This window comes from Prevotella sp. P5-108, assembly GCF_002251385.1.
Taxonomy (GTDB): Bacteria; Bacteroidota; Bacteroidia; order Bacteroidales; family Bacteroidaceae; genus Prevotella.
On record NZ_NPJJ01000043.1, the window covers coordinates 48435 to 62396 of the forward strand.

At 48.8% G+C, this 13962-nt stretch carries 16 protein-coding genes; all 16 read left to right on the forward strand.

Annotated features, from left to right (window positions below):
- The first annotated feature begins 41 nt into the window (after positions 1 to 41).
- The 16 genes from CIK95_RS08350 to tsaA all read left to right on the forward strand — a co-directional run bounded on the left by CIK95_RS08350 (position 42) and on the right by tsaA (position 13839).
- Entirely contained in the window at positions 42 to 872 is an 831-nt protein-coding gene (locus tag CIK95_RS08350) for a prephenate dehydratase (RefSeq protein WP_094388400.1), read from the forward strand.
- Entirely contained in the window at positions 859 to 2031 is a 1173-nt protein-coding gene (locus tag CIK95_RS08355) for a pyridoxal phosphate-dependent aminotransferase (RefSeq protein ID WP_022311044.1), read from the forward strand. The genes CIK95_RS08350 and CIK95_RS08355 overlap by 14 nt, the downstream gene beginning before the upstream one ends.
- Positions 2032 to 2071: 40 nt before the next feature.
- The gene (locus tag CIK95_RS08360) at positions 2072 to 3136 is read left to right on the forward strand and encodes a bifunctional 3-deoxy-7-phosphoheptulonate synthase/chorismate mutase type II (RefSeq protein WP_094386469.1); all 1065 of its coding nucleotides are present in this window, start codon (positions 2072 to 2074) and stop codon (positions 3134 to 3136) included.
- 28 nt (positions 3137 to 3164) lie between these two features.
- On the forward strand, positions 3165 to 3941 hold the full coding sequence (locus CIK95_RS08365) for a prephenate dehydrogenase/arogenate dehydrogenase family protein (RefSeq protein WP_022311042.1): 777 nt from the start codon (positions 3165 to 3167) through the stop codon (positions 3939 to 3941).
- Positions 3942 to 3957: 16 nt separating this feature from the next.
- Positions 3958 to 4911 (forward strand): endonuclease/exonuclease/phosphatase family protein, encoded by a 954-nt coding sequence (locus CIK95_RS08370; RefSeq protein ID WP_022311041.1) that lies wholly within the window; start codon positions 3958 to 3960, stop codon positions 4909 to 4911.
- 82 nt (positions 4912 to 4993) lie between these two features.
- Positions 4994 to 5695, forward strand: a complete 702-nt coding sequence (locus CIK95_RS08375; RefSeq protein ID WP_022311040.1) for an SIMPL domain-containing protein — start codon at positions 4994 to 4996, stop codon at positions 5693 to 5695.
- A 152-nt stretch (positions 5696 to 5847) separates the two neighbouring features.
- A complete protein-coding gene (ffh, locus tag CIK95_RS08380) occupies positions 5848 to 7191 on the forward strand; it encodes a signal recognition particle protein (protein WP_094386464.1) in 1344 nt (447 codons plus the stop codon).
- Between the two features lie 6 nt (positions 7192 to 7197).
- Positions 7198 to 8085 (forward strand): bifunctional methylenetetrahydrofolate dehydrogenase/methenyltetrahydrofolate cyclohydrolase FolD, encoded by an 888-nt coding sequence (gene folD / locus CIK95_RS08385; protein ID WP_022311038.1) that lies wholly within the window; start codon positions 7198 to 7200, stop codon positions 8083 to 8085.
- Complete coding sequence (locus tag CIK95_RS08390) at positions 8082 to 8261, forward strand: tetratricopeptide repeat protein (protein ID WP_022311037.1); 180 nt, start codon at positions 8082 to 8084, stop codon at positions 8259 to 8261. Before folD ends, CIK95_RS08390 begins: the two co-directional genes overlap by 4 nt.
- A 13-nt stretch (positions 8262 to 8274) precedes the next feature.
- On the forward strand, positions 8275 to 8508 hold the full coding sequence (locus tag CIK95_RS08395; protein ID WP_094421186.1) for a 4Fe-4S binding protein: 234 nt from the start codon (positions 8275 to 8277) through the stop codon (positions 8506 to 8508).
- Between the two features lie 2 nt (positions 8509 to 8510).
- Positions 8511 to 9593 (forward strand): 3-methyl-2-oxobutanoate dehydrogenase subunit VorB, encoded by a 1083-nt coding sequence (locus tag CIK95_RS08400; protein WP_094386637.1) that lies wholly within the window; start codon positions 8511 to 8513, stop codon positions 9591 to 9593.
- Complete coding sequence (locus tag CIK95_RS08405) at positions 9590 to 10357, forward strand: thiamine pyrophosphate-dependent enzyme (RefSeq protein ID WP_022311034.1); 768 nt, start codon at positions 9590 to 9592, stop codon at positions 10355 to 10357. The genes CIK95_RS08400 and CIK95_RS08405 overlap by 4 nt, the downstream gene beginning before the upstream one ends.
- A 25-nt stretch (positions 10358 to 10382) precedes the next feature.
- The gene (locus tag CIK95_RS08410) at positions 10383 to 10925 is read left to right on the forward strand and encodes a 2-oxoacid:acceptor oxidoreductase family protein (RefSeq protein ID WP_094466775.1); all 543 of its coding nucleotides are present in this window, start codon (positions 10383 to 10385) and stop codon (positions 10923 to 10925) included.
- A gap of 155 nt (positions 10926 to 11080) precedes the next feature.
- Positions 11081 to 12280, forward strand: a complete 1200-nt coding sequence (uxuA, locus tag CIK95_RS08415; protein ID WP_094466776.1) for a mannonate dehydratase — start codon at positions 11081 to 11083, stop codon at positions 12278 to 12280.
- 1 nt (position 12281) lies between these two features.
- Positions 12282 to 13094: an SDR family oxidoreductase gene (locus CIK95_RS08420; RefSeq protein WP_094466777.1), complete on the forward strand. Its 813-nt coding sequence runs from the start codon at positions 12282 to 12284 to the stop codon at positions 13092 to 13094.
- Positions 13095 to 13164: 70 nt separating this feature from the next.
- On the forward strand, positions 13165 to 13839 hold the full coding sequence (gene tsaA / locus CIK95_RS08425; RefSeq protein WP_094466778.1) for a tRNA (N6-threonylcarbamoyladenosine(37)-N6)-methyltransferase TrmO: 675 nt from the start codon (positions 13165 to 13167) through the stop codon (positions 13837 to 13839).
- Positions 13840 to 13962: the final 123 nt, after the last annotated feature.

Consider the following 13962-nt stretch of genomic DNA (forward strand, 5'->3'; position numbering starts at 1 on the left):
AGCCTATTGGAGCGGGATTTTTGCATAAATAAAAGATACGAATGAAGAGAGTAGCAATACAGGGAGTAATCGGGTCGTTTCATGATATAGCGGCACATCAGTATTTCGAAGGAGAACAGTTGCAAATCATCTGCTGCTCAACCTTCGAACAGATATTCGAGAATATCAGACGTGACCCCACCGTGATTGGCTTTCTCGCCATTGAGAACACGATAGCCGGCTCGTTGCTGCATAATTATGAACTGCTGCGCTCGTCGGGTACTACCATCGTGGGCGAACACCGTCTGCACATCCAGCATGCCATCTGCTGTCTGCCCGACGACGACTGGACCAGCGTGACCGAGGTACACTCGCACCCCGTGGCGCTGATGCAGTGCCGCAACTTTCTCTCCAACCATCCTGGTATCAAGGCTGTGGAAGGCGAGGACACCGCTGGGAGTGCCGAATACATCAGCCGTAACCGCTGCAAGGGTTGGGCGGCCATCTGCCATGCCGATGCCGCCAGGCTCTATGGCATGAAGGTGCTGGAAGACCATATCGAGGACAACAAGCACAACTTTACCCGCTTCCTGGTGGTATGCCATCCCAACAAGGCCGATTTCATGAGGCAGATAGAGCATACCAACAAGTCGAGCCTCGTATTCTCGTTACCCCACGAGGAAGGCAGTCTGTCCAAGGTGCTTACCATTCTCTCCTTCTACGACATCAACTTGACCAAGATACAGTCTCTGCCCATCATCGGGCATGAGTGGGAATATCTCTTCTATGTCGATGTGACCTTCGACAATCTCACGCGTTACCGCCAGTCGATAGACGCCATTATACCACTGACTAAAGAACTACAAATAATCGGAGAATATGAACAACATTAAACCAGCCAGCCGCCTGGACGCGGTACAGGAATATTACTTCAGTCGGAAACTCAAGGAAGTGGCACGACTCAATGCTGAAGGACAGGATATCATAAGTCTTGCGATAGGCAGCCCCGACCAGCCGCCTTCGCCCCAGACCATCGACAAACTCTGCGAGGTGGCACATGACCCGTCGGCCCACGGCTACCAGCCCACGATGGGTACGATGGAATTGAGGAAGGCTATGGCAGACTTCTACCACAGATGGTACGGCGTGGAGGTAGACGCCGCCAGTGAGGTGCAGCCCCTGATAGGCAGTAAGGAAGGTATACTGCATATCACTCTCGCCTTTGTCAATCCTGGCGACGAGGTGCTGGTGCCTAATCCTGGCTATCCTACCTATACCTCGCTCAGCAAGATACTCGGTGCCAAGGTGGTCAACTACAATCTGGACGAAGACAATGGCTGGCAGCCCGATTTCGAAGAACTGGAGCGCAGAGATCTGTCGCGCGTGAAACTGATGTGGACCAATTATCCCAACATGCCCACCGGCGGCGATGCCCGCATGGAAACGTACAGCAAGCTGGTCGACTTTGCCCGCCGCCATGACATCGTAGTGGTCAACGACAATCCCTACTCGTTCATCCTCAACGAGCATCCCCTATCTCTGCTCCAAGTGGAAGGCGCCAAGGACTGTTGTATAGAGCTCAACTCGATGTCGAAGGGCTACAACATGCCAGGATGGCGTGTGGGAATGTGTGTATCAAACCCACAGTTCATCAGTTGGATACTGAAAATCAAGAGCAATATAGACAGCGGTACCTTCCGCGGACTGCAACTTGCTGCGGCGGAGGCCCTGACAACCAATACCGAAGAGTGGCATAGAGAATATAATATCAACGTGTATCGCCGTCGCCGCGAAATAGCCGAGCGCATCATGCAGGCTTTGGGCTGCACTTATGATGACAGTCAGGTGGGTATGTTTCTTTGGGGAAAAATCGCTGACAAGTATGCCAATGCCGAGCAACTCACCGAAAGGGTGCTGCACGAGGCCCGGGTCTTCATTACCCCAGGCTTCATATTTGGCAGCAATGGCGAACGCTATGTGAGAATTTCGCTCTGCGCCCAGGGCGATAAGATGCAGGAAGCACTGAGACGCATCGGCGGTCTGGCATGGTGATGATATTAACGATAAAACAACACATTAAAATACGAATAATATGGAATTGGATCTTCTCCCTCTTAATCTGCCGAGCGATAACGAACGCCCGTTGGTCATAGCCGGTCCTTGTTCGGCTGAAAGTGAAGAACAGGTAATGGAAACAGCCCGACAGCTGGCTGCTAAAGGATGTCATAACTTCCGCGCCGGTGTGTGGAAACCCAGAACCAAGCCAGGTGGTTTTGAAGGTAAAGGTGAAGAGGCGTTGCCCTGGTTGCAACGTGTCAAGAAAGAGACCGGCATGCTCGTATCTACCGAAGTGGCAAAGCCCGAGCATGTGGAACTCTGTCTGAAATATGGCATAGACATCCTGTGGGTAGGCGCACGCACAGCAGCCAATCCCTTTGCCATGCAGGACTTGGCAGACGCGCTCAAAGGAGTGGATGTGCCCGTGTTTGTCAAGAACCCCGTCAACCCCGACCTGGAACTCTGGATTGGCGCCATGGAGCGTATCAATCAGGCAGGCATCAAGCGTATGGCTGCCATTCATCGCGGCTTCTCCAGCTTTGATAAAAAGATTTACCGAAACCTGCCTATGTGGCAGATACCTATGGAGTTGCATCGTCGCATCCCAACACTTCCCATCATCTGTGACCCCAGTCACATCGGCGGTCGTCGCGAACTGATTGCCCCCTTGTGCCAACAGGCTATGGATCTGGGCTTTGATGGTCTGCTGGTCGAAAGTCACTGCTCTCCTGATGAAGCATGGAGCGATGCCAAGCAACAAGTGACGCCAGAAGTATTGGATTATATATTAAGTTTATTGATAGTGAGAGACGAACATGTAACCACCGAAGGCATAACGCTCTTGCGCAAGCAGGTGGATGAACTGGACAACGAGTTAATGAACCTTCTGTCGAAGCGAATGCGTGTATGCCGCGAGATAGGTCAGTACAAAAAGGAGCACAACATGACTGTATTCCAGGCCAACCGCTATTCGGAAATTTTGGACAAGCGTGGCGCGCAAGGTGCGCTGCTGGGTATGTCGCCAGAGTTTATCGCGCAGGTTTTTGAACACGTACACGAAGAGAGCGTGCGCCAACAGGTAGAAATCATCAACCACTAAAACGGCAAGAAAGAGAATAACAGCATCTATGAAGATATTGATTATGGGAGCAGGGAAGATGGGGAGTTTCTTCATCGACCTGCTCAGCTTTGAGCACGAGGTTGCGGTATATGAGAAGGACGCCAAACGCATGCGGTTTACATATAACTGCCAGCGGTTTACGTCTCTTGATGAAATAAAAGGTTTTGCCCCAGAACTGGTTATCAATGCGGTGACGGTGAAGTATACCATACCTGCATTCAGAGAGGTCATTCCATATCTGCCGGAAGACTGCATCCTGAGCGATATCAGCTCGGTCAAGACCGGGTTGAAGGAATTCTATGAGAGTACGCATCACCGCTACGTATCTACCCACCCGATGTTTGGTCCGACCTTTGCCAATCTGAACCAACTGTCGGAAGAGAATGCCATCATCATCAGCGAAGGCGACTATATGGGACGCATCTTCTATAAAGACATCTATGCTCGGTTGGGACTGAACATATACGAATATACCTTTGAAGAACATGACAAGACAGTGGCATATTCACTGAGTATACCTTTCGTCAGTACGTTTGTGTTTGCGGCGGTCATGAAGCATCAAGACGCTCCCGGCACCACGTTCAAGCGGCATATGCGCATCGCCAAAGGCGTATTAAGCGAGGACGACTACCTGCTCCAGGAAATTCTGTTCAATCCCTACACCCATGACCAGGTGTCGCAAATACGCAGCGAGTTGAAGGAACTGCTCGAAATCATTGACAATCGTGATGCGGATGGGATGAAGGACTATCTCACCAAAATCAGGAAGAATGTAAAGGACTAAAAGACACGGGAGGGGTATGTGTAGTCTGCTGGCTCTGCTGATGGGCATTTTCACGATGGTCGAACTAAATTGCGAAAATCTCTTTGATTGTCGTCATGACAGTTTGAAGGAAGATACTGAGTATCTGCCTACGAGTTATCGTCACTGGACTCCTTACAGATATTGGACCAAGCTGAACCACATAGGTCAGGAAATTATCGCATGTGGAGAGTATCGCGGCAGGTTTGAAATCCCCGACCTGGTGGCTTTGACCGAGGTCGAAAACGACAGTGTGCTTTTTGACCTCACCCGTCGCTCCATACTGCGACAGGCTCGTTACGAATATGTAATGACCTCTTCGCCCGACGTGCGTGGCATCGATGTGGCGCTGCTGTATTCTCCGTTTACGTTCAAGCTATTGGACAGTTATGCCATACGTATAGAACCGATGAAAGGGATGAAGCCCACGCGCGATATATTGTATGCCAAGGGTTTGACGATAGCGGATGACACGCTGCATGTCTTTGTGGTGCATGCGCCAAGCCGCTCGGGAGGTGAGAAGGAAACTCTGCCTCATCGAATGTGCGTGGCTGCCAAGCTGTTGGAATCGACAGACTCGGTGCTGGCCATCTCGCCATCGGCAAGGATACTGATAGCCGGCGATTTCAATGATACCGAGAAAGACAGGTCGGTCAAGAAAATCGTGGAGCATGGCTTGGTGGAGCTCTCGACCCAACTGCACACAGCCAATGGTGCAAAGGGAACTTATAGGTTTCGTGGGAGATGGCAGAATCTGGACCATATTTTCGGTACGCGTCCTATGTGGGACGACTGGATAGGTGCTGAGCTGGGTGCCTTCAAGTTCCTGCTCACTGAAGACAAGAAATATGGTGGCGTGCAACCTCGTCGCAATTACATAGGAATGAAGTATCAGAATGGCTACAGTGACCATCTGCCTCTGATAGTACGTTTCAAAATTCGTGGCAATTAGTGTTTTTTCATCTGCTTTTATTTGGAACATATATGAGTTTTCCCTATATTTGCAGATGATTAACAATATAATATAATGTATTATGAAAAAGTGGATTTATTCATCGGCGATTTTGGCGTTTTCCATTATCGTGCTGGGGCTTTGCCTGAAGTGTGGTATAGATGACTTCGCCAACAAAGACCGTAAGGTTACGGTTAAGGGACTGGCTGAGAAGGAAGTGGAAGCAGACAAGGTGACATGGCCAATCCTATTTAAGGAAACGGGTAATGACCTGCCGGCTTTGTATGATGATATTGCCAATAAACAGGCACGGATAATCAAGTTTCTGCATGAGTCGGGACTGAATGACAAGGACATTACTATAAATGCATCCAAGGTGGTGGATCTCAATGCAGACCAATATTCGTCTAACAACAAGCCTTACCGCTACGTCATCACTGCCATTATGACTGTGACTTCACGCAATGTCAAACTGGTAAGGGGCATTATAGCCAAGCAAAGTGTGCTCCTGAAGCAGGGGATAGCTATTGTCGGGGGTGATTATGAAAATCCGACGGTATACGAGTATGTCTCCTTCACGTCGATGAAGCCGAAAATGATGGAAGAAGCTATACATAATGCGGAGAAAACGGCCCAGCAATTTGCTGAAAACAGCCATTCCAATCTGAACAAGATAATCAGTGCCGACCAGGGGCAGTTCAGCATCGAGGACAGGGACCAGAACACTCCTTGGATTAAAAAAGTGAGAGTTGTCACTACGATAACTTTCTCTCTCAAGGACTGAAAATCGCACGATTGTACCAATATTATTGCACATATATATATATATGTGTGCGCGAGGATAGCGCGGATGTTTTAAAATTCTATAAAACATCCACGCCATTCATCTTTTTGTACCAATAATTCGTTATTTTTGCAATAAAAATATACAAAACAATGTTTGAGAATTTAAGTGACAGACTGGAACGCTCCTTCAAGATACTTAAAGGTGAAGGAAAAATCACGGAAATTAACGTTGCAGAAACTCTGAAGGATGTTCGCCGCGCATTGGTAGATGCAGACGTGAACTATAAAGTAGCTAAGCAATTTACAGATACAGTCAAGCAGAAAGCGCTTGGCATGAATGTGCTTACAGCGGTAAAGCCAGGTCAGCTGATGGTGAAACTTGTACACGACGAGTTGGCAGAACTGATGGGTGGAGAGGCCGTTGAACTAAAGCTCAATGGCAAGCCTTCCGTTATCTTAATGTCGGGATTGCAGGGTTCTGGTAAAACTACTTTTACTGGTAAACTTGCAAACAGGCTGAAGACTAACAATGGTAAGAAACCTTTGCTCGTGGCTTGCGACGTCTATCGTCCTGCTGCTATTGAGCAGCTTAAGGTTGTTGCGGCTCAGATTGGTGTGCCTGTCTATACCGAAGAAGGTAACAAGGATGTAGTAGAGATTGCGCTCCACGCCATCCACGAGGCCAAGGCTAAAGGCTATGACCTGGTTATCGTTGATACTGCCGGTCGTCTGGCTGTTGACGAAGAGATGATGGATGAAATCTCTCGTCTCAAGGATGCTGTTAATCCTGATGAGACTCTCTTTGTGGTTGACTCTATGACCGGCCAAGATGCAGTTAATACCGCGAAGGAGTTTAACCAAAGACTTGACTTTGACGGTGTGGTACTGACTAAGCTCGATGGTGATACTCGTGGCGGTGCTGCCCTCAGTATCCGTACGGTTGTCAACAAACCCATCAAGTTCATCGGTACCGGTGAGAAGATGGAGGCTATTGATGTCTTCTATCCCGAGCGTATGGCCGACCGTATCCTCGGTATGGGTGACGTGGTCAGCTTGGTTGAGCGAGCTCAGCAGCAGTATGACGAAGAAGAAGCCAAGCGTCTCCAGAAGAAAATCCAAAAGAATCAGTTTGACTTTAATGACTTCCTCAACCAGATTAACCAAATCAAGAAGATGGGTAATCTGAAGGATTTGGCCAGTATGATTCCTGGAGTTGGCAAAGCCATCAAGGATATTGATATCGATGACAATGCGTTTAAGGGTATTGAGGCCATCATTTATAGTATGACTCCTGAAGAGCGTAGTAATCCTGGTATTTTGAATACAAGCCGTCGCCAGCGCATCGCCAAAGGTTCCGGAACGAATATTCAAGAGGTGAACAGACTGATTAAGCAGTTTGACCAGACACGTAAAATGATGAAGATGGTTACTGGTGGTAGTATGAAGGGTATGATGAGCCGTATGAAGGGAATGCCTGGAATGCCTAAAATGTAATAATGTATGGCCGAATATAAAATAATTGATGGAAAGGCAACTTCCATTGCCATTAAAAAGGAAATTGCTGAAGAAGTAGAGCGTATCGTTGCCGCTGGAGGTAAACGCCCTCATCTGGCAGCTGTGCTCGTTGGTCACGATGGTGGTAGCGAAACCTACGTCAAGAACAAGGTTATTGCCTGCGAGCAGTGCGGATTCGTTTCGTCGTTGATTCGTTATGAAGAAGACGTGACTGAAGAAGAGCTGTTGGCATGTGTAAATCGTCTGAATTCGGATGAAAATATTGATGGATTTATCGTGCAGCTTCCCCTGCCTAAGCACATTGACGAGCAGAAAATCATTATGGCTATCGACTATCGTAAGGATGTTGACGGATTTCATCCCATCAACGTTGGTCGCATGTCGATAGGCTTGCCATGCTTCGTCTCTGCGACTCCATTGGGTATACTTACGTTGCTGCGCCATTACAATATAGAGACATCTGGAAAGAAGTGTGTCGTGCTCGGGCGAAGTAACATCGTCGGAAAGCCCATGGCCCAGCTCATGATGCAGAAGCAATATGGTGATTGTACTGTTACCGTCTGTCACTCCCATTCCCAGAATCTCAAAGAGGAGTGTAAGCAGGCAGACATCATCATTGCTGCCATCGGTAGACCGCATTTCGTTACAGCTGATATGGTGAAACCTGGAGCGGTTATAGTCGACGTGGGCACAACGCGCGTTCCAGATTCAAGCAAGAAGAGTGGTTTCAAACTTACCGGAGATGTCGATTTCGAGAATGTGGCTCCACTTGCATCGTATATAACTCCAGTTCCAGGTGGGGTGGGCCCAATGACGATTTGTTCCTTAATGAAGAACACTCTGTCAGCCGGCAAAAAGGAATTTTACAAATGACAGCGAACGATTATTACCAGCAAGGCAACGAATATCGTAGACAAGGCGATTGGCAAAAGGCCATGAACTGTTATCTTGAGGCAATTGCCTTGGATGGAGATTCTCCTGCCGTTGAAGCTAAGGCGATGCTGGATGATATATTGAACTTCTATAACAAGGACGCATATAATCCTTAAATACTATATTATTATGAGCAAAATCAAGGGTGCTATCGTAGTCAATACTGACAGATGCAAGGGATGTCAATTGTGCATTGTCGCTTGCCCGAAGAATGTTATTGCATTGGCTCAGAAGAAAGTGAACGTACATGGCTATCCCTATGTCGAAGCAGTTAATCCTGACGACTGTATAGGGTGTGCAAGTTGTGGTATTGTCTGTCCTGACGGTTGCATAACTGTCTATAAGAAAAAAATGGAGGAATGATTATGGCAGAACAGGAAGTAAAATTAATGAAAGGAAATGAAGCTATTGCTCATGCAGCAATACGTTGCGGTGCTGATGGCTTCTTCGGTTATCCAATTACTCCACAGACAGAAATCATAGAGACGCTCTCTGTGTTGAAGCCATGGGAGACAACGGGAATGGTTGTTCTTCAGGCCGAGAGCGAGGTGGCTTCTATCAACATGGTTTATGGCGGCGCGGGAGCCGGAAAGAAGGTATTTACGACTTCTTCATCACCTGGTGTGTCGCTAATGCAGGAGGGAATCAGCTATATGGCTGGTGCAGAGATACCCGGTGTCTTTGTAAACGTTCAGCGTGGAGGCCCTGGACTCGGAACCATCCAGCCCAGTCAGAGTGATTATTTCCAGTCAACCCGAGGTGGTGGCAATGGTGATTACTATGTGATTGTGCTTGCGCCTAACTCTGTTCAGGAAATGGCAGACTTTATGGACCTCGCTTTTGATTTGGCTTTCAAGTATCGCAACCCAGCTATGATTTTGTCGGATGGCGTTATAGGCCAGATGATGGAAAAGGTAGTCCTTCCGCCTATGAAGCCACGCCGCACGGAGGAAGAGATACGACGAGAATGTCCATGGGCAACCATCGGCAGGACTCCCGACCGAGACATTAATATTATGACATCGCTCGAGTTGCAGTCCGAGGTGATGGAGCAGCGTAATATACATCTTCAGAAGAAGTATGACATAATCAAGGAGAATGAAGTCAGATTTGAGAAGACCAACCTTGACGATGCCGATTATGTCATTGTCGCTTTCGGCAGTGTAGCCCGAATCTCGGAAAAGGCTGTCGAGCTGGCGCGTGAAGAAGGTATAAAGGTGGGACTATTCCGCCCGATTACCTTGTGGCCCTTCCCCGAAAAGGAGATAGCCGAGTTGGCCAAGACCAAGAAAGGCTTCTTGGTAGCCGAGTTGAACGCTGGTCAGATGATAGAGGACGTCCGCCTCGCCGTCAATGGTGAAACCAAGGTCGCGCATTTTGGCAGACTTGGTGGCATGGTGCCTGACCCCGAAGAGATTGTTAACGCATTAAAGGAGGAATTGCTATGAACAACGAAATAGTATCTCAAGAAAATCTTGTGTATCAGAAGCCAAAATTAATGAACGATACCACCATGCACTATTGCCCCGGCTGCTCGCATGGAGTTGTTCACAAACTGGTTGCTGAAGTAATCGAAGAAATGGGATTGGCAGAAAAGACCGTCGGAGTATGTCCTGTGGGATGCGCGGTCTTCGCATATCGTTATTTGGATATCGACTGGCAGGAAGCAGCCCACGGCCGAGCTCCAGCAGTTGCCACTGGCATCAAGCGCTTATGGCCCGACAGACTCGTGTTTACCTACCAGGGTGATGGAGATATGGCATGTATCGGTACTTGTGAGACGATACATGCGCTCAATCGCGGCGAGAATATTGCAATGATTTTCATCAACAATGCCATTTATGGTATGACCGGCGGACAGATGGCCCCGACCACCCTCGTAGGCCAGAAGACAAGTACCTGTCCCTATGGACGTGACCCGGAAATCCACGGCTGGCCGCTGAATATTGCCGAACTTGCCGCCCATCTCAAGGGAACCTGCTATGTCACTTGCCAGAGCGTCGAGAGTGTTGCGTCGATTCGCAAAGCCAAGATGGCCATCCGCAAGGCTTTCGAGGCATCCATGAAGGGTCTTGGTTCGTCGCTGGTAGAAATCGTTGCGACCTGTAACAGCGGTTGGAAACTCTCTCCAGTCAAGGCCAACGAGTGGATGAAGGAGAATATGTTTGCCAATTATCCCAAAGGCGACTTAAAGGATACGACGAATCTGTAAGTTGAATTATTAAAGGAAATCTATTATGAAAACAGAGATAATAATAAGTGGATTCGGAGGTCAGGGCGTTCTTTCTATGGGTAAGATACTTGCTTATTCCGGACTTATGGAGGGCAAGGAAATCACCTGGATGCCCGCATACGGCCCAGAGCAGCGTGGTGGAACTGCCAATGTTACAGTTATTGTGAGCGACGAGCGCATCTCTTCTCCCATCTTGAGCAAGTATGATGTCGCCATTGTTCTGAACCAGCCTTCGCTTGACAAGTTCATGCCCAGAGTGAAGAAGGGCGGCATCTTGATTTACGATGGATTTGGTATTGCCAATGCGCCAGTAAGAGACGATATTCAGATTTATCGCATCGATGCCATGGACAAGGCAGCAGAGATGAAGAATACCAAGGTGTTCAACATGATAGTCCTCGGAGGTCTGCTCAAAGTATGCCCAGTTGTCAGCACCGATGGATTGAATAAGGCCCTGTACAAAAGCCTTCCCGAGCGACATCACAAGTTGATTCCTCTCAACATGGAAGCCGTAGAAGAGGGTATGAAGATTATCCAGAAAGTCTAAATCCTGCAGCGCAGAACTTTAGAGTCTATAATAAAAAGGTTAAAAGCTATAGCTTTTGACCTTTTTTCTTTTTTTTAACCGCATTATTCTTCGTTTGGTTAAAATTAGTGTTAACTTTGCAACATCAACAATATAATGAAAAACTATTAAAGATAATGGAAAGAACTTGGAGATGGTTTGGCAAGACTGACAAGATTACTCTTGCCATGTTAAGGCAGATAGGAGTGCAAGGTATTGTCACCGCGCTTCACGATGTGCCTAACGGTGAGGTGTGGACGCGTGAGAAGATACACGACCTCAGGGCATATATCGAAAGTTATGGTATGCGATGGAGCGTTGTAGAGAGCCTTCCCGTGTCTGAATCAATAAAATACGCCGGCAAAGACCGCGATGAGCTGATTGAGAAGTATAAAGTCAGCCTTTGCAATTTATCTGCAGAGGGCATTCATACCATTTGTTACAATTTCATGCCCGTTCTCGATTGGGCGAGGACCGATTTGAGCCACCCCAATCCCAATGGCACCACCAATCTGTACTTTTCTCATGCCCAGTTTGCCTATTTCGACATCTGTATACTGCAGAGGGCAAATGCCAAGAATGACTATTCACAAGAGGTCTTGGACGAGGTGGAAAAGCTGAAGCAGACCATGACTCCGGAAGACAACCATAATCTGGTGGAGAATATCATTGTAAAAACCCAAGGCTTCGTCTCAGGCAATATCTCTGAGGGCGACGAGCACCCCGTTGAACTCTTCCGCGAGCTGCTTGACCTCTATAAAGGTATAACCAAGGAACAGCTGCGCGAGAATATGCGCTACTTCCTGGAAGCCATCATGCCCGTCTGCAACGAATGTGACATGTATATGTGCGTGCACCCCGACGACCCACCTTTCCCCATCCTGGGTTTGCCGCGTATCGTCACCAACAAGGAAGACATCCAATGGTTCCTTAATGCCGTAGATGACCCTCACAATGGTCTGACTTTCTGTGCCGGAAGCCTTTCTGCCGGAATTCACAACGACGTGGTAGAGATGGCGCGCCAGTTCAGCAGCCGCACTTGGTTTGTCCATCTGCGCTCTTGCCACATTTTCGACAACGGTGATTTCACCGAAGCCAGCCACTTGGGCGGTCGGGCAGACCTTATCGAGCTCGCCCGTATCTTTGAGAAGGAAAATCCCAACCTCCCCATGCGTGTAGACCACGGCATGACCATGTTGGGCGACGACGAGCGCGGCTATAACGCCGGTTACAGCTTCCTCGGGCGCATGTTTGCCATGGGGCAGGTCCAGGGCATATTGGCCACCGTCGACAGAGAGTTAGGAATAGAATACAGACAACCAGGTTTCTTTGAATAGTATGAACAATTTATTTGATATCCGCGATTATGTAGTAGTGATAACCGGCGGAACAGGCGTGCTGGGTCGCTGCATCGGCAAATACCTGGCACTCAATGGCGCAAAGGTAGTCCTCCTGGGACGCAAAGCCGAAGTTGGAGCAGAGATAGTAGCCGATATCCAGGCCGAGGGCGGCAATGCCAAGTTTATGAAGTGTGATGTGATGAACCTGGAGATGGTTCAGGCCACTTGCGACGCCATTGTGGCAGAGTATGGTCGTGTCGACACGCTTCTCAATGCAGCCGGAGGCAACCAGAAGGGAGCCACAATCGGCCCCGAACAGAACTTCTTCGATTTGGATCCATCCCAGTTCCAGAGCGTACTCAATCTGAACCTCGTAGGCACCGTCATCCCCACCCAGGTGTTTCTCAAACCGATGGTGGCACAAGGCAAGGGCTCGATTATCAACTTCTCCTCTATGGCAGCTTTCCGCCCGCTGACCCGCGTGTGTGGCTATGCGGCAGCCAAGGCTGGCATCTCCAACTTCACCGAATACATGGCTCATGAGTGTGCCAAGAAGTTTGGCGAGGGAATAAGAGTCAACGCCATTGCGCCTGGTTTCTTCATCACCGACCAGAACCGTGCGCTGCTTACCAATCCCGATGGAACCTATACCCAGCGCGGTCAGGACGTGATACGACAGACTCCGTTCGGACGCATGGGCCAGCCAGAGGAGCTCTGTGGAACTATCCATTACCTGATGAGCGATGCCAGCAAGTTTGTCACCGGCACCGTGGCTGTGGTAGATGGTGGTTTCAATATCTTTGCTATGTAACAGATTTTTTAATCATATATCCCTCTTTCAGGAGCAGGTCTTGAAAGAGGGATTTATATATATGTAGATTATGAATATTGAACCTATAGCTTATTTTCATTCCCCTTTCCACTCCAAGTTTGGCATTCCCAAGCAGAGCGGACTGGTCGAAGAACTTGAAGGCTCAATAGTCTTTTGTCCTGAGTATCGCAATGCCGACGCGCTGCGTGGTCTTGACGAGTTTGATTATCTTTGGCTGATTTGGGGCTTTTCTGCCAACAAGCATGCCGCCACCTCGCTCGTTGTTCGACCGCCGCTGTTGGGCGGCAATGAGAAGATGGGAGTCTTTGCCACGCGTTCGCCGTTCCGTCCCAATGCCCTGGGATTGTCGTCGGTACGCATCAGCCGAATAGAGACCGACACTACCCGTGGGCCGGTGATTACGGTGGTGGGCGCCGACCTGATGGATGGCACGCCCATATACGACATCAAACCCTACATACCTTATGCCGACAGCCACCCTGAGGCTAAAGGTGGATTTACCGACACCCACGCCATCTGTCGTTTGACCGTGGTAATTCCTGACTGCTTTCATCACCTTTTCAGTCAAAGCCAGCTCCAGGCTCTCTATAAGGTGCTCGAACTCGACCCTCGTCCGCATTACCACAAGAGCGGACAGAAGGAGTATGGCATGCCCTATATGGACTATGATGTCCATTTCACGGTCAATGATGGCGTATTGACCGTCACGGATGTCATCAAGTAGATTTTCCACCAGTGCAAGCCGCGTCTGAGCCATCAGCAAATCGTTGTCGATGCGCCTCATCCCGATGTAGTTCAATTCTGAGTTGGATGCGTGGCATGAATTCCAGAAATCGTGCTTGGAAAC